This is a genomic window from Lactiplantibacillus sp. ME-2, assembly GCF_022549155.1.
Taxonomy (GTDB): domain Bacteria; phylum Bacillota; class Bacilli; order Lactobacillales; family Lactobacillaceae; genus Lactiplantibacillus; species Lactiplantibacillus plantarum.
The window spans coordinates 1-19409 of sequence record NZ_JAKZEQ010000047.1 but is presented as its reverse complement, the minus strand read 5'-3'; the positions used below and the strand labels follow the sequence as shown (position 1 = coordinate 19409).

Below are 19409 nucleotides of genomic sequence, written 5' to 3'. Positions count from 1 at the left end.
CCTTACAACCTGATATCACCCACACTGGTGAAATCGGCGCAGCGTATGAGACTAAAGCGCTAGAGATTCCAGGCTATCAACTCATCAAGACACCAACTAACGCGACCGGTAGCTTTACCAAGGAACCGCAGCATGTCCTTTACGTCTATGAAAAACAAGCAGTACTGCCCGTCACCGTTAGTTATCAAGATGCGGATGGAAAGCCACTTCGCGCGGATATTGTTTTAAGTGGCGACTTTGGTCAAAATTATCAAACTGAACAGTTGTCAATTCCAGGCTACGTCTTCAACAAAGTTGTCGGTCCAACGATTGGGACCTTTGGCACCACCGCTCAGCACGTCGTTTACACTTACACGCCGGAATCGAGTGAGCCTGAACAACCGACGCCGGGTCCGGCACCACAACCTGTGCCCGAACCACAGCCGACACCAGCACCTCAGCCTGAACCAACGCCGCAACCGAGTCCTACACCTCAGCCGAGTCCGGCACCACAACCAAACCCGGCGCCGCAACCGAGCCCGGCACCACAGCCAAACCCGGCACCACAGCCAGGGAGTTCATCGCTGGCAAAAGCACCCGTGTCACAAGGCACTACGACTTCACAATCGTCGCCAACGACTAGTCCACAGCCAACGCCGATTGCACCAGTCAGTGCCCTGGCTCAACCAGGAAAACAACAAGCACCAGCAACGGCTGCTACGCACAATTTGGGTCAATTACCGCAAACCAGTGAGCAATCTGAACACGTCGCAACACTTGGTGGTATCCTGGCCGCTTTATTTACTGGATTAGGTTGGCTAGGACTGGCAGCTAAGTTCAAGAAACGGGAATAAGTCTAATTCGACACTGATTAAGATACCCAAACGGCCACCCATACGGTGGTCGTTTTTGTTAGCACTAATTACCACCATATAACGCCCCCATCTTTTCAAAACGACTTAATTCTACGGGCTATAAATAACTTAATTTGCCAGTGTATAACGTTTCAGATTAAGCTACCACTAAGTTATAATAACCATATCGAAAGGAGATCAATCTAATGAAATATACGAAAACCAAAGCAGTATTAAATCAACTCGTTGCCGATTTGAGCCAGATGTCAATGATTATCCATCAGACGCATTGGTACATGCGTGGACCCAACTTTTTAAAGTTGCACCCCTTGATGGATGAGTTCATGGAAGAAATTGACAGCCAACTCGATGTCATTTCTGAACGGCTGATTGCGCTTGATGGCAGTCCTTACTCGACCTTAAAAGAAATGGCCGAAAACACTAAGATTCAAGACTGGCCTGGTGAATGGGACAAAACAACCCCAGAACGCCTCGCACACTTAGTTGATGGCTATCGTTACTTGGAAGACCTTTACCAACACGGCATTGAAGTATCCGATGTTGAAAAAGACTTCAGTACCCAAGATATTTTCATTGGTCTCAAAACCGCAATTGAAAAGAAAATCTGGATGATTCAGGCAGAGCTTGGGTCGGCGCCGGAAATTGATGAATAAAATAATATTAAAAAATCGGTAGGCTTATAAGCTTACCGATTTATTTTATCCAAGTAATTAGTTACTAACTTCAATAATAGGGCCATCACCCCAACACCTAACGAATCTTCTTAACCATAAATAACCGTGCTCGTCGATAATCATAATATTGTTTTGAAAATGCCAACATCTTTCCGGTAGTTAAATATGTTTCATCCTTAACTACTAGACTGGGTGCCCCATTTGCTAGATTCATAAACTCCCCGGCAATTTCTGGTAGTGGCTCACTCATCAGTAATTGATCAATAAAGCCAATATTGACGTCTCGTTGTTGTTCAAAATAATTGAACAATGAACCATACAATGCTTCTTCAGGAATCGTATCTACGATTGCTTTTATATAGTACGAATGTTCCATCAAATATGGTTGACCATCCAATTCTCGAAAACGCCGAATATCAATTAATTCCTCATTATCTTTAAGATGACCTGCTTCCGGTAAGAACTCAGCATCAGCAACAGTAGTCATCGCCATCACTGCCTTCTTAGTTGCAAGTTTCAATCCTGCACGCGCAGCAGCTTCTGATAGTCCACCATCATGTTGTAAAGCTATTGAATTATTAGTCTGTTGCTGTCGGACGAATGTTCCGATACCATGCATTTGATAAGTATAACCCATGTTGCTAAGCTGCTTTAACGCTTGGCGCAATGTATAACGGGTTACTTGATACCTTTCCATTAAGACTGGTTCGGCAGGTAATTTACGTTGTCCATCCGCCAACTTACCAACCTGAATGTCAGCTAAAATCCGTTGAACCAACTGACCTATATCCAGATGTGCCATTTCAAATCCCCCTCTTTCATGACCCGAAAAACGCACCCCAAATCTTCGGAGCACGTTCATATATGTTTATTATAGCGTATTAAGAGAGGTCAGCACCGTTTGTAGCTATCACTTTCTTGAACCAGTCAAACGATAACTTCTTTTCACGTTTCAAAGTTCCAACACCTGCATCATTTTTATCCACATAAATCAGCCCATACCGCTTATCCATTTGTCCAGTCCCTGCGGAAACCAAATCAATGAAGCCCCATGGCGTATACCCCATCAATTGAACCCCATCAACATCGACAGCCAACTCCATCTGTTCAATATGTTTTCTCAGGTAATCAATGCGGTAGTCATCATGAATTTTACCGTCCGCGTCCTTTTCGTCAAAAGCGCCCAGCCCATTTTCTACAATAAACAATGGTAAATCATAACGATCACTAAACCAGTTAAGTGCGTATCGTAAGCCAACCGGATCAATCTCCCAACCCCAATCCGAACGTTCCAAGGCCGGGTTTTTCACTTCAGGATTTTGACCAGGCGTCATATAATCGTCTGGTTCATTATCCGTTGTTTTAGTCACATGTGATGCATAGTAGGAAAAGCCAATATAATCAACCGTTCCAACAGCCAAAATATTCAAGTCGGCCTCAGTTATGTCTAAAGCAAAATGGTGGCGTTCAAAGTACCGTTTTAACCAATTAGGATACTTTCCTTTACATTGAATATCTGCCAACCAATAACCAGCTTGCATGGTACGTTCCGCTTTCATCACATCCTGTGGTGCGGGAGTTGCGGGATAGGTTGGCCCCATCGCCATCATACATCCAATTTTAAATTCTGGATTGATTTCATGGCCCATCTTAACAACTAATGCGCTAGCGACCGTCTCGTAATGTGCAGCCTGATACATTAATTTTTCAGCATCTTCATCAGCAGTAATCTTAATACCAGAATTCGTAAATAGTCCCCACTCATTTAAACCCGTCTGATTATTAATTTCATTAAAAGTCATCCAATATTTGACTTTGTTACGGTATCGCTCGAGTACGACCCGTGCAAATTTAACAAAAAAGCGAATCATCTCACGGTTACGCCAGCCACCATATTCTTTTACTAAATGATAGGGCATTTCAAAATGGGACAACGTAATTACAGGTTCAATACCATGTGCTAGCAAGTCATCAAATAAATCATCATAAAACTTTAAGCCTGCTTCATTCGGCTCATTTTCATCACCGTTCGGAAAAATCCGTGTCCAAGCAATGCTTGTCCGAAAACACTTTAAGCCCAAATCTGCAAACAACTGCACATCTTCATGAAAATGATCATAAAAATCAATCGCCTCGTGATTTGGATAGTTTTTTCCAGGGACCAATCCATCTGTAATCTCACGTGCTTGTGTATTACTTCCCGCAGTCATGACGTCAGCAATGCTTAACCCCTTGCCGCCTTTGTTCCAGCCACCCTCAAACTGATGAGCAGCGACCGCACCACCCCACAAGAATCCATTTGTTAATTTACTCATGATAATTTTTCCTCTCTTAAAAGCCAAATTGCGAATCAAACTTATAACTTGCCATAATCATTAATCGGCTTGCACCGTTCCACTTTGTTCTTGTACAAAAAGTTTATTGTCATAAAACTTAATGAATGGGAACCAAATAACAAAAGCAATCAAAGCACAGACAACTGCTAAAACAGCTGCCCGCCAATCACCGCCAGAACCTAAGAACCCAGACAAGCCCACCGGTGTCGGCCATGCTACTTGAGCAATTGGTGGATTGACCATATGGAACTTGATTGCAAAATAAGCAACTGACATTGATGACATTGGTGCTAAGAAGAACGGAATTGCAGTGTAGGGATTATAAACAACAGGCATCCCGAATAAAATAGGTTCATTAATATTGAAAAATGCAGGTACAATACTAGCTTTACCAAGTGCGCCCAATTGAGCTGATTTGGCAAAGAAAGCGATAAACACTACCATTCCAAGCGTCGCACCGGAACCACCGATTGTCACAAAACAGTTGTTAAACTCGCCCGCAAACGGAATATTAGCACCTTTAGCATTGCTAACCATATTAGATAATACAATTGGCGTTAAAAATGAGGTTACAATAGTGGCCCCATGAATGCCAACCAACCAGAGTGCATGCATAATAAAGTAAACAACCAGTAAACCAATCCAAGTATTAGTCAAATTCGTCACGAATCCGAATGGAATCGCAACAATTTTATAAATATCAGTTCCCATCAAAATTAATAATCCATTAATCACAATTACTGTCAACGCAATTAGAGCTGTTGGAATCAATGCAGTGAATGGGCGAGCTACGCCTGCTGGTACCGTTTCAGGCATCTTGATTGTCCAGTTACGTTTAACACAAGTTGCATAAATTTTAACCGCAATAATCGACATAATAATCGCAGTAAAAATACCAGTCGTTCCTAAACGAGTAACACCACCGCCCATTTCCCAGCCATCAATAATTTTAGCGTTTTTATTGAAAACATTGATAAGCGTCATGGCACCACCCTTGAAAACTAATTCTGGTAAACACATGAAAAAGGCCATCATTGAAATCAAAGCCCCATTCAGTGGATTCACTTCAATCTTTTCTTCTTGGGCCTGGATTTTTGTATATTCATAACCAAAAACTAAACAGAAATAAAGTGATAAAATCCCCATCGTAGCGGTATTTGCTAACATGTATAACGGTGTGATTTTGTCAAACGAAACAGCAAAGAATCCGGCTAGTGCTGGAAAGCTTTGCGGTAACACACTAACAATCAGAAACATTGATCCAACAATTGTAAACGGAATTGTTGCCATCCCGGCAGCCATAACAGCCCGTACAATTCTGAATTGAGCCAGCTTTCCCATTGGGCCCATTAAGTGATTATTTAAAAACTGAAACATTTTATTATTTGTATCATCCATCGAATTTCACATCCCAATCCTTTATATGCTTGCTGCAAACTGACGAATATGCTTAATATAGCGATCCTTATCATGCTCAATCAAGAACACCCGATACTCAAGGAAAGCACTTACCAAAATACCAAAGCCTAAAACACTAAGTACCCAGGGCAAACTCGCTTCATTTAAAAATGGATAGAACACTTTTAGTTTTCCAAACACTAAACTCAATCCAACACTCAGATTTATAAAGAGTTGCACCCAGTAAAACCACCGTGTAAAAGTTAGCCGATTCGTATGCTTCCAAAACTTACCAATTTGCTCTACCATCACTACAGCTGTTCCAATTAACAAAATGCTTGGCAATAGGCCAATGCCGGAACCAAAGCCGAATAAAACAATCGCCCAATAAAGATTAACAAAGAAAAAGATAGCGGTTACATAACGGAATACTAGAAAACGATTAAAGTACATACTAGTCAGGCTCAATGCACGCCGATTAGCTGTTGCCTCATTACTGCCGTTTTTAAGTGGCGACATAGCATCACATCCCTTATCATTTAGTCATTCGAACGAGTGTCGTTCGAATGACTAAATGATAGCAAAGAAGCCAGTCTTTGTAAACGCTTTATTTAAGTTGATTTACAAATTAATCACATTTTTCCATTCTTTTGTTTCAAATATCATATAATCATATTCAAATAATGACGTCTGATTAGCATTTAGTCACTTTTTTATCAGGATTCAATAAAAAGATCCGGTTAATTAAAAAAAATTAACCGGATCTTTCAACTCATTCTATTACTCTTAGAAATCGGATTACGTACCTCCACTTATTAGAATCAGTGATATATTCCCAGTGTAAGTACAATCCCACCTACAATTAAAAAGGCACCAAATACCAATGCACTCCATAATGCTAAAGGCGCAAAAACCGACATTTCAGCGTTCCCATGCAACTTTAGCTGTCGGAAATATCGCCGCGATGCTCTAATCTGAAACCAGCCAAGTGCGATTAGTAGTATCCCAAAAACTGTTTGAATGATATTACTCATATCCTCACCTCATTCGATTAAATAACATCTTGCTTACCGATCATAAGATAATTCAACTGTTAATTTAAAGCAGTCTTCACTAAATTTATATTCAGTTCTCTCGATAACACTATTATACGCTCTATCCGACATTCAGGAAGCGCTTTCTATTAATAAATATACTGAAGAGACCTACAGTTCAATTTCAATCTCGGCTTATTAAACAGAGACTAACTTAAGTCTTCTTTTTTCGCAAAAACCTCTTTAACCACCGTCAACGCATTCAATACCTTCGGAAAACCAACGTAAGGAATACAATGAATGCAAGTTTCCACAATTTCAGTACGACTAAGCCCAACGTTGAGGCATCCGTTGAGATGAACACGTAACTGGTCTGCTGTATCACCTTGCGTTAATAAACTAGTAATAGTAACAAGTTCGCGTTGTTGCAACGATAAACCAGGACGTGTATAAATATCATTAAATGCAAATTCAAGAATTAGCTTAGCCACATCCGGTGCCACCCTATCCAAACTAGCCATTACATGATCAGCTGCTTCAGCATCCACCCGTTGTAACATGGCTTTTCCATTAATTAACCGTTGCTTATTTTCCATTTTAATCAGCTCCTTCATTTGATTGATTCTAGGTTACAACCTCGGGTGTACCCGACATCAAGCTTTATTTCAGGAGGTTTTCAAATTAATGCAAATTGGTGAATTTTCACGACAAACTGACCTAACAATCGATACGTTACGCTATTATGAAGAAGTCGGCCTGCTTCGTCCCACGCGAACTGCCGGTAATCATCGTCAATACCAGGCTAAAGATATCGACTGGGTTAATTTTTTGAAGCGTTTAAAACAAACGGGCATGTCGATTCGAAACATGCAACGCTACGCGCAATTGCGCTATATCGGTAATCAAACAATCCCTGAACGTTTGATATTACTGCAAAAACAAGAAACACAACTTAATGACCTAATGGTAGCAACACAAGCTAACTTGGATTTTCTTCATCAGAAGATGACAACTTATCATGAAATGCAAGAATCAGACTTTGAATCCCATTAAATTATTAATATTATATTTAATTACTTGTTTTTCGTTTAGCATTGCATAAACTGCTATCCACCGTTTCTTATATCTCTTATGATTAATATCAGATTTCAATTAATCATTTGGAGGGATTATTAATGAAAAAAGCGGGAATTTTGGGACTAATCATCACTATTATCGTATTAGTACCAGTTGGTCTCGGTTTCAACTGGTACCACTCAAATTACGGAACAAAAACATACTATACTCAAATCACGACTAAAGGTGAACGTAAAACCGGGAAAGATGATTCCGGCAAGCCCTATGTCTACTACCATTACTCACAACCTGGATACAGCGACAATGGTGTTAAGAAAGAGCTCACTTTTGATAGCGTCCTACCACGCTCACTCAAGATGCACGCTTATCTCAAAGTCGGTTATAATGACAAACGCCAACAAGTGATTAACTGGGAAAAAGTTGATCGAAAAGACATTCCCCAAGCAGCACTGAATAGAATCAATTAATTGTTAAACCCCAGCAAGTTAAAAGCTTGCTGGGGTTTTATCGTGTTTAGTCTATAACTTAATCATCGATTACTATGTCGACAAATTACTGCACCTAATTAATTTGCATAATGACGATTACCGTTAATGGTTTCTTCCTTTCATGACCAATATCTAGTATTTCAAAATCCGAGGATCAATTCTAGCTCACGGCTTTTTACTTAAGCTTAGAATTGCCACTTTCAACAAAGCAAATAAATAACTATTTAAGTCTATTGTTGAACAAAATATGAATTTAGTATTAATATTTTGTTAATATTTTTAACTAGTTATGATATGCTTGTTTTCGGCTGCCATAATCATTCACTTGGCCATATAATAAAATTCTACTTATATTCATAACATTTCGCCTAGTATAAGTACTCCAGGAGGAACATCGATGTCAGAAACAAAGTATTGTATTAACTGTGGAAAAGCGATTCCTACTAACGCGACCTTTTGCCCTTTTTGTGGCGCAACTCAGGACAAAGTCGCTTCCACTGAAGATCAGAACACCATTACTTCCGAGCAGCACAACACACCTAATCAACCAGAACATGTCAATATGTGGACCGCACTAAAGCTAGGAATGCGTCAAACCTTTACTTGGTCACAACGGATTACGCGGCCTCAATATTGGTGGCTTTACTTAGATTTGGTCCTAATTTCCCTAGTTTTAACCATCGTACTTGGTATCAGAGCATACAGTTATCCAGCTTTTATCCTCAGCCCATTACACGTTAATGTTTTACAAACCGTGCTGTTATTGATTTTTTCAGCGCTCATGGTTTGGACTTCAGTGATGCAATTCACAGCCAGTGCGCGGCGACTCCACGACTCTAATCGGTCAGCGCATTATTTATGGTTCTATCTGCTTCCACTTGTCGGCCCCATTTTAATCATTGTTTTCCTATGCCAACGCTCTGAACCAGCTGGAAAACGTTTCGACCGTTTAGCTAGCCAACCAAAACCTTGGACACACAAATGGTGGACTTGGTGCCTGCTAGTCTTATTGACATTGGGATACGCCGCTCTCATTAACATAACGGCCCGTGATACTGCCATGGACGCCGCTCTGACGACAACTTCCAAGTCAGCTACAACTAACTCTGACGACAGTTACAGCGATAGCGACAGTGAAGAATCTAGTGATAGCACGGACTCTGACTCAGATTCTGACAGTATCACTATTGGCGACGACGACATCGATATCGCCAATCAAAAAGCTTACAGTACCTCATTTACCGACAGTAGCTGGGCGAAATCCACATTTAAAATCGATAAAGTCACGGTCTACAAAACGGACGGCACTTATACTAGCGGTAGCGGTAATGACAAGAAAGATTTTAACGGCGTCGTAAAAGTTCACATGAGTATCCATGCCGGGCAAGATATTTTAGCCTATCCGACCCAGGCCAAACTCAGCACGAACGACGGTCAACAAGTCGAAGCCGACATGGATAGCGATGATTTTGACGGTGATTTAAACAGTGGTACCGATTCTGACGGTAACGTATACTTTATTTTATCAAAATTATCCAGCGTTAAAGACATCACTAGTATTCGCCTAAAATGGGATGCTAGTTATGATACTGACGATTATGACGACGATAACGCTTATAAGACATTTGACACAACGCTTAATTTAAACTAGTTATCAATTAATACTGGTTTATAAGCTGTTTAATCCGTCAAATCGGTGACGGCTCGTAATTAAATCACGTCCAAATATATACACACAATAAATTCCCCCATAAGCTAGATTTTCATACTAGCCTGATGGGGGGATTTATTGCTTTTAAAGTGTGCTACACTCCTGTAATTATTCTCAACTAACATTAATTAACTTTTTAAGTATTTCGCTTTATTTCGTAAGAAGCACTTCACTGCATCATCCAAGTAAAACCCATTTTCCATTGCCAAAATACTCAACCACCACACGGATTCACTAATATTTTTATTACTTTTAGCTGTTTTATTGATTAAAAGCCGTCGACTTCTGTGTATTTACTGGCTGTAATTAAGCGATAATTACCAGCATTGACTGTTAGTTCTACCCGCGCTTTACGACTTCGGATATAATAATTTTTCCCACACCTTTTGATTTCATCTGGTTGTATCAGAATATGATTGACTAAATCTTTAATTTCAACTTCGCTTAAATTAACGGCTAATTTCTTATTAATACGTTGAAAGACCCGTGGTGTATAGCAAATATGTGTTCTAATTAACTCAAGAATTACGGATTGTTTGCTCATTTACTGCCCTCCAACATTTAATCATGCACTTGCTTTTTAGAACGTACGTTCCTATAATTAAGGATAACATATTCGGTTCTGAAAATATATTTTCCTCTGGAGGTCAACATGAAAACTGCATTATTTCTAATGCTAGATCAATACGCAGATTGGGAAGCTTCTTATCTAGCTAGTCAATTAAATCAAAGCACTGACTGGCAAGTTAAAACGACTTCAACAACACCATTGGTTACGTCAATTGGTGGCTTCACCACTAAAGTTGACTATCAACTGGATTGTTTACCAACTATTGACTTATTAATCCTAATTGGTGGTAACTCTTGGAATATCAATAATTCATTATTATATTCACTAGTTCAGCAACACCTCAATGCCTCAAAACCAGTTGGCGCAATCTGTGGTGCGGTAGATTACTTAGCCCAAAACGGTTTTTTAACTGGTTATCAGCATACCGGCAATTCACTGGCGATGTGGCACAATTATCCTAACTATCAAAACTCAGCCGACTTTCATGAACAGCAAGTCATTAGCGACAAGAATCTAGTCACAGCTAACGGCACAGCGGCACTGGCATTTACTGCCGCCGTTTTACAACTAATTCATTTTCAATCTAGTGAAGAACTAACCCGAACTATCGATCTATACCGCTTAGGATTTTACCAATACTGTCAAAAATATGGTAATCCGTTCGGCTAAGTTTTTCCAAAAACTAATCTTGTCAGTTAAAACAACGTCAACACTCGCGCCAAATTCTGCCGCATAATGCAGACACCTTCTTGGATAGATAAATCATGCGTATTAAATAAAACAATATTCCCAATAAAAGTTTCAAAGAAGAGTTGTTCATTAGCTTTCAGAATTTAAAAGCAATATTATCATTTTAGTTATGCGGTTCAAGGCCAAGTGACATCGCCATTCGACCCAACTCTGGGCTCGATAGTCACTTAGTTCTACCTAAAAACGAGATCCAAGCACGTATGAAGACGTCGCTGGATCTCGTTTTTTAATTTTTATGACGACAATTAGTGCCGTGAATAAACCGGAGCATGCTCGTTCTTAACCGATTTCACTTAATTAAGCTTGGTAATCCTGATAGTCTACCGCCAAGTTCTCCAAAGCATTCAAAACAGGCAAGAACTTCTCTCCTAATGGGGTGAGTGAATATTCAACCTTTGGTGACACCGGTGGATAAACCTTGCGATTGAGTTCACCAAAACGCAAGACCCGCTGACTAAGGAAATACAGAATAACCATGCTCCATTTTCCGCGAACGACTTTTTGAACACTGGCAAATGGACAATCCAAAAAGTTTTCATCCGATACCGATTCATTCATAATATTTACTATCCCTGTTCATAATTAATCAATCGTACGACGTTAACTGATAACCACTATTATACTAAAGATTGTCCGGCCACCGTCGTTCATGATACCGTATTTGTCTAGATAGCTATTTTATTTCTTTACTAATACTAGTTTAGAACAGATTAGTGCGCGGCTGCACGCTGATTCGTGTCATTGCCCACTTCTAGTGTCTTATCTGGGTAACTGCTCGGGTAAGCGCGTCCGCTCACGATAAAACCAGCTAAACATTGGTCGTTTCCTGGTCAAAGACAATTACCCGTTTACCTTGATTACCACCCTGTTCAAAATCAAGATGGGCCTGTTTGACCGCGGCGAGCGTAAATGGGTAGGCCTTCGAAACAGTGACCGTTAATTGACCTTGCTGATACAAGTCAAGAATAGCCTTGCGAGCATCCTCTGAAAGATCGCCAAGTGCATAGACTGCCGTAATTCCAAGCGCTGCTGCTTGTTTCTTATCTGGCACCCCGTTAACCGAGACCAAGCGGCCACCCCGTTTCACCACCTGGTAACTAGCGGCTAAGGTTTGTGCGCCCGTCAAATTCACCACAAGATCAACGTCGTGAACTAATTCTGTAAAATCTTCAGTTTGATAATCAATGATTTGATCCGCACCTATACCTTTTAGATAAGCTTTATGCTACGAACGAGCCGTAGTAATTACAGTTGTGCCCGCGGCCTTAGCAATCTGGATTGCCATACTACCAACACCACCAGCGCCACCATGAATTAACACTTTTTGCCCGGCTTGCAAGTGCCCATTCTTCATAATGGCGCTCCAAGCTGTTAATGCCGTTAAGTAAAGTCCCCCAAGTGGAATCAAGTCTAGCTGGTCAGGGACTTGCGATAGCGAATCGTCTTGATCAAGCACGATGTATTGCGCATACGTCCCCCGTTTAGTATAGCCCATCACATGATCACCGACCTGAAACTTGGTGACTTCAGCACCAACTTGCTCAACAATTCCAGAAAAATCGCCACCTAGCATGTGCGGCAACGTCGGCCGAAACTCCGCCGGCATCGTTGGAAACGGGCCGTACTTGCGCATCACGATATCTGGATCATTGACTCCTATTGCGGCAACTTTAATCAACACATCTTTTTCTCCTGGAACCGGCTTCAGTGCGACAACTTCTTGCAGAACATCAACTGAACCATATTCATTAACAATAATTTTTTTCATATTACTATCGCTCCATTCATTAGCTTTAAAGTATCTGCTACTATAGATGATACTAAGGCATAATGTAAGTACCATTTTTATTAATAGGTACTATCTTTTGGGATAGATATGGGATAAATTAGCGCTTATGAGTCGTTCTTTTGTCAAATGTTTTCAGTTTTATGCGACTACTATGCCAGGGTTGCTGATCGGTTCAATAAGCAAATATAATAGCAAAGAACGATACGCTTTGTCAGCGACCTGTTGAAAATTCAAGTAATTTTCCTTAAAGCATTGCTTTCGGGACAGCTTAATATGCCAAACCATTTCACATTATGTTACGACACTCATTTTTCCACTTAACCCAGTAATCAATTTCACATCATATCTAATAAATCTGTTGATAACTTCTACATCATAAAAGTTATGCACTGTGGATGGCTGGATTCACCACAATTATCCTCATTTTCCTTACTTATCCCCAGATACTCATGCACTTACCCACAAATAAGTCATGTTATTAACATTTACAGTCATTAGTCCCAACTAATTACCGATTTGTCATCTAATTCCTTTAACTTATCCACAAGCACGCGTGCAACAACTGCAACCATTCGCAAATAATTTAACTTACCATTCTAGTCTGCACATTGACCAGCAATACCTAAACCGCAATTTCGCGGTCTCAGCGCTAGCATCAGCCAACGTCGCAGCCACAATTTATTTCGTCCAATTCATCGCCAGCTACTAATGAGGGCCACCCTAAACAGGCCATCAGTTAACGGCACACTTTATTGATGACCCCTTTAGTTATACCTAATTTATGATTGGTCCGTGCCATATGACCCGGCATTAGCTTTGAGTTAGTCTGACCTCAATTCCATGCGCTTTGAAGACTCAGGTTGACCTGTTATATGATGACACTTTTAATTAGTTTACGATTAACGGATTATTAAAATTTAATTGACATTCAAAGTCCTTATTATTATCATATTATAATATACAGGGCTGTCACTTAAGTCTATTTCAAATAACGTGGTGAATGTAATGGTAAAACGATACAATAGCAAAAAAATTGAACAACTGATTTACAATATTTACAAAGGTTACGGCTTTACCGAAGAAGAAAGCCAAGAAGTCGCCCACATGTTGATCTACACCGATTTGATTGGCATTGAATCCCATGGCGTCCAGCGAATGATCATGTATGACGACTTCATTCGTAACGGTAAGATTCGCGTACATAATCGGCCAGAAGTTGTTAAAGAAACCGATGTTAGTGCGGTCGTTGACGCGCACTTTGGCTTGGGTCAATTGAACGGTATCTATAGCATGCGCCTAGCCATTGAAAAAGCAAAACAACACGGTATCGGTATCGTTACGACTCGTAACTCCGGTCACTATGGTATTGCAGGTTACTATGCCAACATGGCTGCCGAAGAAGGTCTGATTGGCCTGTCGTCGTGCAATTCACGTTCAGCGATGTTACCCACTCATGCTACCAAAGCATTGGTCGGCACCAACCCAATTGCCTTTGCCATGCCAGCCAACCCGAACACATTTATCTTCGACGCGGCCACAACGACGGTGCCACAAGGTAAAATTGAAGTTTATCGTAAATTAGGTAAAGATATGCCCGCATTATGGGTCGCTAAGGATGGCGAAACGCCCGTTAATAGCCATAACGATACCAAAGACTTGGATGCCCTCCGTGATTTAGATTCCAATGTTGGTTTAGCTCCATTAGGTGGCGTTACCGAAGACACCGGTAGCCACAAAGGGTTCGGTCTCGGTGTCATCGTCGAGGTTTTCACAGCAATCCTTTCAATGGGCAACACCTCCAACGAAATTACTCCGGACGACCTTTCCGTGGGCCCTTGTCAGAGCTTTGTCGCCATCGACCCTTCAATCTTTGGTGATAAGGATGCCATTATTGCTAAGTTTTCAGCTTACTTGCAAGCCATTCGCGACCTACCATCCGTTCCCGGCAAACCAGTCATCGTTGCCGGCGATAAGGAAGCTACCGCGTATCAAGACCGGTCGGCTAACGGCATCGAAATTGATGACAAGACACTCGCAGAAGTTACCGGAATTGCCAAGCGACTAGGGATCGACTACGCGCAATATGTTGATTAACTAATTTTGTTATTCATCTAATTTAAAAACCAGCAAATACCAATGTTCCGAATAATCAGGGACATTGGTATTTGCTGGTTTATTTGTGTTTGGCTTATAACGTAAACATTCGCCAATCAGCAAGTCCGCGTTGAGCAACCTCTAATAACCGTTGTTTTTATCGCCATCGCCACAAAACATTGGTACTTTCAGTAGTCACGCGTTAAAGGTGCAAGCAATGGTCGTTAGTCTTATTATACCTACACGGCTACCACTTTACTGCCAACAATCACATCACTACCACTTAGCGCCCACCCTAAAAGACTGCGACCCTAAATTAATTTGGAAACTTTCCTGACCATGATTTTTCCACACCGTATCAGTCTCAAAAAATCCACAGTTACCCAAGCAAGTCAGTTTACACCCGCTATAATCATCAAGACGAACCTTACTTACAACTATCCATTTAATTTGACGTTTCCATCCGAATAACCAGGTGCTAGGATTCAACTCGTGGAAATAATCACGTGGCTGTTGTGATTTTTTCATTTATCGCACAGAAATTGGAGGAATATTCTATGAAAAATGGAGTACGTATAACAAGAACACTAGTCATAAGATTGTCGAACTCAGTTCTATTGTCGTAATGAGCAGTGTTTTAGGAATTACATTAGCAAAGCCTGTACAAGGGAAAGCTGATCAAACATCAAGTCCTAGTACCACTAAAGTTAAAGCCGCAACTTCAGGTGCTACCTCAGAAGTATCATCAATTAGTACAATTACGGCTAACAGTGCTACTAACGTGTCTTCAGCAACCCATCAATTTTCAACAGCAACTACTACTAGCCAGCAGGCCAGTTCAGCCACTAGTAATATTTCCACAACTACAGCAAGCAAACAAATATCTAAATCCACTACTGGTAAGCTAAATTCAAATGAGACAGCAACTACAAGTAATAGCGCGGCTACCTCCGTAGCCAGTACGGCACCATATATACCAGCAAAATCCAATGTCAGTTTCACCGACAACATCAAGTCAACTATTGCAAATACTCCGACAACGGTAGCAGCACCAGCTATTCCTAGTCATAGCACGCAATTTATTGATGATTCAGCCCCTATCACATCCCCGACACCCGTTACAACTAATTCTATCCATGTTCGACCATTTACAGTACATAGTTCATTTTCGTTTAAACCAGGTCAATTTTTACGCTTCACACTTCCTAATGTTGCTTTACTTCGCGATGACGTTGAACAAGGTGTTCCAAATTACGTAAAAACTTTTTCATTGCAATTAAACCTGGTGCAATGATTGGGTGGTCACAATATCATATTCTACCATCCATTTCTGGAGCACAAGCATTACTCGAAAGTGGTTGGGGAAAATCCACATTATCAGTTCAAGGTCATAATTTATTTGGAATCAAAGGCTCATATCATGGTCATTCTATTGAAATGCCAACAACAGAATATTTAAATGGCGAAGACGTAACGATTGAGGCTACCTTTCGAAAATACCCAGACTGGGCAACTAGTATTGTTGATCATGGCGCATTCCTTAATCAAAATTCTCGTTACCGTAATTTGCTTGGAGTAAAAAATTATTCGACCGTTGCATGGGATTTGCAAAACGATGGCTACGCAACGGCACCTAACTATGCCACTTCATTAATTAATGCCATTCAAGATTACGATCTGCAGGAATGGGATCAAGAAGCCTTTACGGGCAATACTGGTTCGACAACTACAACCACCGGTAACCACAGGTCCGGCACTTATACCTTTATTCAGAATTCGAATATCCGGACAGAACCATCCTTATCTGCACCTATCATTGGTGTTTATTATCCTGGGGACGTGGTTAATTACACAGGTCAGATTAAAGCCGAAGGATATACTTGGTTATAATATCTTGCTAGTACCGGTGCAATCCATTACGTTGCTTTGCCAAGTACGATAAGTATTCCGTCAACATCGACATATACGCCAACCAATCCTATGAGAAATGTATCCGGCACTTATACATTTACTGAGAACACAAACATTCGGACTGCACCTTCACTATCGGCACCCGTTGTCGGTACTTACTATCCTGGTGATTCAGTTACTTACACAGGTCAAGTTAACGCTGAGGGATATATCTGGTTACAGTATCTTTCCGGCTCTGGCAATACGCGTTACGTTGCAATGAGTGGCACCTCAGCACAATACAATACCAACAATATTTCGGGTACTTTTACCTTTACTCAACAAACCAACATCCGAACTGCACCATCAACGTCAGCGTCAATAGTTGGGGTCTACTACCCCGGTGACTCTGTTATTTATAACGCCCAGATTACTGCTGACGGTTACACTTGGTTACAATACATTTCTGGCTCTGGCACCCTCCGCTATGCAGTAATGTAAAATTAAGGAGTATGATTACATGAAACTAACAACAAAGTTTATTCTATATCTAACCTTATCTTTTTCCGGAATAGTGCTACTATTTGGGATTAGAAGTATGGTTAGAAATAGTTTCGCTTTCGAAGCAACTAGGGCTCAAGCTGCCAGTACAAGTCACTCTAATTCAAGCCATACTAAATCTAAAACGCGTAAAAGTAGTGTCAGCCATAAAACAGCCGCTGCAACGGCAACCCCGGTTGATTGGCACGGCCCTTCTGAATCCAACCATCCTTATCCGAATGTGCAAAATTATCCCAACTTGAGGATTGATGTCTCCGTTGCAAAACAGCGGGTCTACCTGAAAGCTGGCGATAAGCTCCTGTACACAATGCTTGCCACTACCGGTAAACCCGGCACAAATGCAACCCCCAAAGGCGATTTCGTTATCCAACCTGAACGCGGCCTGCATTTTTACAACGCTAGCTTGAACGAAGGTGCCAATTACTGGGTCTCATTTAAGGATCACGGCGTCTACCTCTTTCACTCGGTTCCAGTAGACGCATCCGATCACTATATTGCCAGCAAGGCAGCCTTACTCGGCAAAAGGTCCGATTCACATGGTTGCGTCCGCTTGTCCATTTCGGATGCTAAGTGGATGTACGAGCATATCCCAGTAAACACACCTGTTCATATCCAGTAATAATACGAAGCCTGCCAAACGCGTAACGATTAGCTGAGAAGTTGATAGTTACGCGTTTTACAGTAAAAAGCACAATGACTAGAATCAGTAATCGTGCTCACTATCAATCATTAATTTGAACTTATCACGTGCTCCTCAGCCAATACAGATTTAAACGCTACTTCACCAGTCAACAAGTTGGTCTTAAGCAGTTTTTGATTTCTTACGTATCACCGCCAATTAATAGTCAAACTTAAAGCCACCCAATTGCGCTACCGTTTCAGGATCATGCATGTTGCCAAATAGGCTCGTGCCCTCGTCTAATTTTGTCATTTGTTGCATCTCGTCTTGAGTTAACTCAAAATCAAATATTTGAGAATTCTCAACAATGCGGGCTGCATGCACGGATTTAGGAATCACCACAATATTACGCTGGTTCAACCATTTCAAAATAATCTGACCGTTCGTCTTACCATGTGCTTCAGCAATTTCTTGAATGGCTGAGTTTGTGAAAATTCCCTTCTTGCCTTCTGCAAATGGGCCCCAGGCTTCCGGTACGATATCATGATTCAACAACCACTGAACCCGTTGTGGTTGTTGATAAAATGGGTGAAGTTCAATCTGATCGACTGTGGGTTTGACTTCATTATGCATAATCAAATCTTGTAACCGGTCATTTTCAAAGTTGGCCACTCCCAGTGCCTTTAATTGACCATCGTGGTAAGCAGCTTCCATTGCTCTCCATGAACCATAAACATCGCCTAACGGTTGGTGGATCAAGTATAAATCAATATAATCAAGTCCAAGACGTTTAAGTGAGGCCTGGATAGCGGCTTGTGTTTGCTCATAACCCGCATCTTGGACCCATAACTTAGTCGTTACAAAAATTTCTTCACGGGCGATGCCACTCTCACGAATGGCGGCGCCGACCGCTCGTTCATTGCCATACGCAGCTGCCGTATCGATCAACCGGTAACCTTGTTTTAAAGCAGTCAAGACTGCTTGCTTACATTCTTCAAAATCAGGGATTTGGAAAACTCCGAATCCTAATACTGGCATTTTCAAACCATTATTTAATGTGATTTCTTTTTTCATATTAGCTGCTCCTATTCTGGGGTATTGATTCCAACGCTAGCTCGGTTGTCGAGCGCTGGTTCCGTAATTAGTTTCATGACGTAATCGGCAATGCTATCGCGTGAAACGTCATGACCACCGAATGATTCGCCCTTTTGCGTAATTTCATAATTGATTGGCCCGTTATTGTACCAACCAGGACGAATAATTGTGTAGTTTAAATCTGATTGTTCAATACGGTCAGCTGCCTGCCGAAACGATTTTAAAATCGGATTGTGGTAAGGTTCCGGCGAATCACCTAACCACGCTGGAATTTCCTGATAAATTCCCATCGTTGTAATAAAAATTAATCGTTGAATGCCATTGCGTTCCATCGCTGAGATAATATGAGCTGCAAAGCTATCCATATCACCATTTAATGCGACAAAAACAAAGTCCTGTCCTTTAATCGCTTGATCTAGGGTCCGTCTTAAAACTACTTAAGTAAGATGCAAATTGAGGCAATGTAGA

General features: G+C 41.1%; 21 protein-coding genes and 1 pseudogene. 11 read left to right on the top strand and 11 right to left on the bottom strand.

Translation table 11 applies throughout. The features are described 5' to 3' along the window. Positions 1 to 833: MucBP domain-containing protein (locus MMY95_RS13730; RefSeq protein WP_241277714.1), on the top strand; the 833-nt coding region annotated here is incomplete at its 5' end. Between the two features lie 206 nt (positions 834 to 1039). After that, entirely contained in the window at positions 1040 to 1507 is a 468-nt protein-coding gene (locus MMY95_RS13725; RefSeq protein WP_003587210.1) for a DNA starvation/stationary phase protection protein, read from the top strand. A gap of 97 nt (positions 1508 to 1604) precedes the next feature. Here MMY95_RS13725 and MMY95_RS13720 read toward each other — a convergent pair whose 3' ends face one another. The 5 genes from MMY95_RS13720 to MMY95_RS13700 all read right to left on the bottom strand — a co-directional run bounded on the left by MMY95_RS13720 (position 1605) and on the right by MMY95_RS13700 (position 6892). After that, positions 1605 to 2330 (bottom strand): GntR family transcriptional regulator, encoded by a 726-nt coding sequence (locus MMY95_RS13720; RefSeq protein ID WP_003643414.1) that lies wholly within the window; start codon positions 2328 to 2330, stop codon positions 1605 to 1607. A 79-nt stretch (positions 2331 to 2409) separates the two neighbouring features. Then, positions 2410 to 3843 (bottom strand): 6-phospho-beta-glucosidase, encoded by a 1434-nt coding sequence (locus tag MMY95_RS13715; RefSeq protein WP_241277713.1) that lies wholly within the window; start codon positions 3841 to 3843, stop codon positions 2410 to 2412. Positions 3844 to 3903: 60 nt separating this feature from the next. Further along, positions 3904 to 5262, bottom strand: a complete 1359-nt coding sequence (gene celB, locus MMY95_RS13710; protein ID WP_241277712.1) for a PTS cellobiose transporter subunit IIC — start codon at positions 5260 to 5262, stop codon at positions 3904 to 3906. 21 nt (positions 5263 to 5283) lie between these two features. Continuing rightward, the gene (locus tag MMY95_RS13705; RefSeq protein ID WP_003643417.1) at positions 5284 to 5781 is read right to left on the bottom strand and encodes a hypothetical protein; all 498 of its coding nucleotides are present in this window, start codon (positions 5779 to 5781) and stop codon (positions 5284 to 5286) included. Between the two features lie 724 nt (positions 5782 to 6505). Continuing rightward, entirely contained in the window at positions 6506 to 6892 is a 387-nt protein-coding gene (locus tag MMY95_RS13700) for a carboxymuconolactone decarboxylase family protein (RefSeq protein WP_003643418.1), read from the bottom strand. Between the two features lie 88 nt (positions 6893 to 6980). Here MMY95_RS13700 and MMY95_RS13695 point away from each other — a divergent pair, with 88 nt between their 5' ends. The 3 genes from MMY95_RS13695 (at position 6981) to MMY95_RS13685 (ending at position 9512) form a co-directional block, all read left to right on the top strand. After that, positions 6981 to 7349 carry a MerR family transcriptional regulator gene (locus MMY95_RS13695; RefSeq protein WP_015825979.1) on the top strand — a complete coding sequence of 123 codons (369 nt, stop codon included), beginning with the start codon at positions 6981 to 6983 and terminating at the stop codon, positions 7347 to 7349. Between the two features lie 122 nt (positions 7350 to 7471). Beyond that, positions 7472 to 7840, top strand: coding sequence for a YxeA family protein (locus MMY95_RS13690; protein ID WP_003643420.1), 369 nt, complete (start codon positions 7472 to 7474; stop codon positions 7838 to 7840). 418 nt (positions 7841 to 8258) lie between these two features. Then, on the top strand, positions 8259 to 9512 hold the full coding sequence (locus tag MMY95_RS13685; protein ID WP_241277711.1) for a DUF805 domain-containing protein: 1254 nt from the start codon (positions 8259 to 8261) through the stop codon (positions 9510 to 9512). A gap of 328 nt (positions 9513 to 9840) precedes the next feature. Here the strand turns inward: MMY95_RS13685 and MMY95_RS13680 are convergent, their stop codons facing one another. Beyond that, entirely contained in the window at positions 9841 to 10116 is a 276-nt protein-coding gene (locus tag MMY95_RS13680; protein WP_003643422.1) for a DUF3781 domain-containing protein, read from the bottom strand. 108 nt (positions 10117 to 10224) lie between these two features. On the opposite strand from MMY95_RS13680, the gene MMY95_RS13675 reads away from it, so the two are divergent. Then, positions 10225 to 10812, top strand: a complete 588-nt coding sequence (locus MMY95_RS13675; RefSeq protein ID WP_003645351.1) for a type 1 glutamine amidotransferase family protein — start codon at positions 10225 to 10227, stop codon at positions 10810 to 10812. A gap of 378 nt (positions 10813 to 11190) precedes the next feature. Here MMY95_RS13675 and MMY95_RS13670 read toward each other — a convergent pair whose 3' ends face one another. From MMY95_RS13670 to MMY95_RS13660, 3 genes are all read right to left on the bottom strand, one after another. Next, positions 11191 to 11451 carry a helix-turn-helix domain-containing protein gene (locus MMY95_RS13670; protein ID WP_003642384.1) on the bottom strand — a complete coding sequence of 87 codons (261 nt, stop codon included), beginning with the start codon at positions 11449 to 11451 and terminating at the stop codon, positions 11191 to 11193. A 250-nt stretch (positions 11452 to 11701) separates the two neighbouring features. Further along, complete coding sequence (locus tag MMY95_RS13665) at positions 11702 to 12097, bottom strand: zinc-binding dehydrogenase (RefSeq protein WP_076632855.1); 396 nt, start codon at positions 12095 to 12097, stop codon at positions 11702 to 11704. Positions 12098 to 12118: 21 nt separating this feature from the next. Then, complete coding sequence (locus MMY95_RS13660) at positions 12119 to 12661, bottom strand: NADP-dependent oxidoreductase (RefSeq protein WP_080371131.1); 543 nt, start codon at positions 12659 to 12661, stop codon at positions 12119 to 12121. A gap of 1026 nt (positions 12662 to 13687) precedes the next feature. On the opposite strand from MMY95_RS13660, the gene MMY95_RS13655 reads away from it, so the two are divergent. The 5 genes from MMY95_RS13655 (at position 13688) to MMY95_RS13635 (ending at position 17846) form a co-directional block, all read left to right on the top strand. Beyond that, positions 13688 to 14776 carry an Ldh family oxidoreductase gene (locus MMY95_RS13655; protein WP_161324624.1) on the top strand — a complete coding sequence of 363 codons (1089 nt, stop codon included), beginning with the start codon at positions 13688 to 13690 and terminating at the stop codon, positions 14774 to 14776. A gap of 625 nt (positions 14777 to 15401) precedes the next feature. Then, on the top strand, positions 15402 to 16070 hold the full coding sequence (locus MMY95_RS13650; protein WP_187345440.1) for a cell wall hydrolase: 669 nt from the start codon (positions 15402 to 15404) through the stop codon (positions 16068 to 16070). Then, positions 16067 to 16666 carry a glucosaminidase domain-containing protein gene (locus MMY95_RS13645; protein ID WP_071665437.1) on the top strand — a complete coding sequence of 200 codons (600 nt, stop codon included), beginning with the start codon at positions 16067 to 16069 and terminating at the stop codon, positions 16664 to 16666. Before MMY95_RS13650 ends, MMY95_RS13645 begins: the two co-directional genes overlap by 4 nt. Before the next feature lie 90 nt (positions 16667 to 16756). Further along, entirely contained in the window at positions 16757 to 17167 is a 411-nt protein-coding gene (locus MMY95_RS13640) for an SH3 domain-containing protein (RefSeq protein ID WP_003642391.1), read from the top strand. Positions 17168 to 17186: 19 nt separating this feature from the next. Beyond that, entirely contained in the window at positions 17187 to 17846 is a 660-nt protein-coding gene (locus MMY95_RS13635; protein WP_053267541.1) for a L,D-transpeptidase, read from the top strand. 219 nt (positions 17847 to 18065) lie between these two features. On the opposite strand, the gene MMY95_RS13630 is transcribed toward MMY95_RS13635, so the two are convergent. Together MMY95_RS13630 and MMY95_RS13625 are read right to left on the bottom strand one after the other, a co-directional pair. Next, positions 18066 to 18920: an aldo/keto reductase gene (locus MMY95_RS13630; protein WP_003643430.1), complete on the bottom strand. Its 855-nt coding sequence runs from the start codon at positions 18918 to 18920 to the stop codon at positions 18066 to 18068. An 11-nt stretch (positions 18921 to 18931) separates the two neighbouring features. Continuing rightward, positions 18932 to 19360: pseudogene (locus tag MMY95_RS13625) on the bottom strand (NAD(P)-binding oxidoreductase); the annotation flags it as partial. Between the last annotated feature and the right edge of the window lie 49 nt (positions 19361 to 19409).

What these genes read in the sequence shown, in the direction of transcription:
- MMY95_RS13660 (WP_080371131.1), bottom strand. Translation starts at nt 12,661, where the DNA reads ATGAAAAAAATTATTGTTAATGAATATGGTTCAGTTGATGTTCTGCAA.
- MMY95_RS13655 (WP_161324624.1), top strand. Translation starts at nt 13,688, where the DNA reads ATGGTAAAACGATACAATAGCAAAAAAATTGAACAACTGATTTACAAT.
- MMY95_RS13705 (WP_003643417.1), bottom strand. Translation starts at nt 5,781, where the DNA reads ATGTCGCCACTTAAAAACGGCAGTAATGAGGCAACAGCTAATCGGCGT.
- MMY95_RS13680 (WP_003643422.1), bottom strand. Translation starts at nt 10,116, where the DNA reads ATGAGCAAACAATCCGTAATTCTTGAGTTAATTAGAACACATATTTGC.
- MMY95_RS13715 (WP_241277713.1), bottom strand. Translation starts at nt 3,843, where the DNA reads ATGAGTAAATTAACAAATGGATTCTTGTGGGGTGGTGCGGTCGCTGCT.
- MMY95_RS13695 (WP_015825979.1), top strand. Translation starts at nt 6,981, where the DNA reads ATGCAAATTGGTGAATTTTCACGACAAACTGACCTAACAATCGATACG.
- MMY95_RS13670 (WP_003642384.1), bottom strand. Translation starts at nt 11,451, where the DNA reads ATGAATGAATCGGTATCGGATGAAAACTTTTTGGATTGTCCATTTGCC.
- MMY95_RS13640 (WP_003642391.1), top strand. Translation starts at nt 16,757, where the DNA reads ATGAGAAATGTATCCGGCACTTATACATTTACTGAGAACACAAACATT.
- MMY95_RS13675 (WP_003645351.1), top strand. Translation starts at nt 10,225, where the DNA reads ATGAAAACTGCATTATTTCTAATGCTAGATCAATACGCAGATTGGGAA.
- MMY95_RS13635 (WP_053267541.1), top strand. Translation starts at nt 17,187, where the DNA reads ATGAAACTAACAACAAAGTTTATTCTATATCTAACCTTATCTTTTTCC.
- MMY95_RS13690 (WP_003643420.1), top strand. Translation starts at nt 7,472, where the DNA reads ATGAAAAAAGCGGGAATTTTGGGACTAATCATCACTATTATCGTATTA.
- MMY95_RS13650 (WP_187345440.1), top strand. Translation starts at nt 15,402, where the DNA reads ATGAGCAGTGTTTTAGGAATTACATTAGCAAAGCCTGTACAAGGGAAA.
- MMY95_RS13700 (WP_003643418.1), bottom strand. Translation starts at nt 6,892, where the DNA reads ATGGAAAATAAGCAACGGTTAATTAATGGAAAAGCCATGTTACAACGG.
- MMY95_RS13725 (WP_003587210.1), top strand. Translation starts at nt 1,040, where the DNA reads ATGAAATATACGAAAACCAAAGCAGTATTAAATCAACTCGTTGCCGAT.
- celB (WP_241277712.1), bottom strand. Translation starts at nt 5,262, where the DNA reads ATGGATGATACAAATAATAAAATGTTTCAGTTTTTAAATAATCACTTA.
- MMY95_RS13720 (WP_003643414.1), bottom strand. Translation starts at nt 2,330, where the DNA reads ATGGCACATCTGGATATAGGTCAGTTGGTTCAACGGATTTTAGCTGAC.
- MMY95_RS13685 (WP_241277711.1), top strand. Translation starts at nt 8,259, where the DNA reads ATGTCAGAAACAAAGTATTGTATTAACTGTGGAAAAGCGATTCCTACT.
- MMY95_RS13630 (WP_003643430.1), bottom strand. Translation starts at nt 18,920, where the DNA reads ATGAAAAAAGAAATCACATTAAATAATGGTTTGAAAATGCCAGTATTA.
- MMY95_RS13645 (WP_071665437.1), top strand. Translation starts at nt 16,067, where the DNA reads ATGATTGGGTGGTCACAATATCATATTCTACCATCCATTTCTGGAGCA.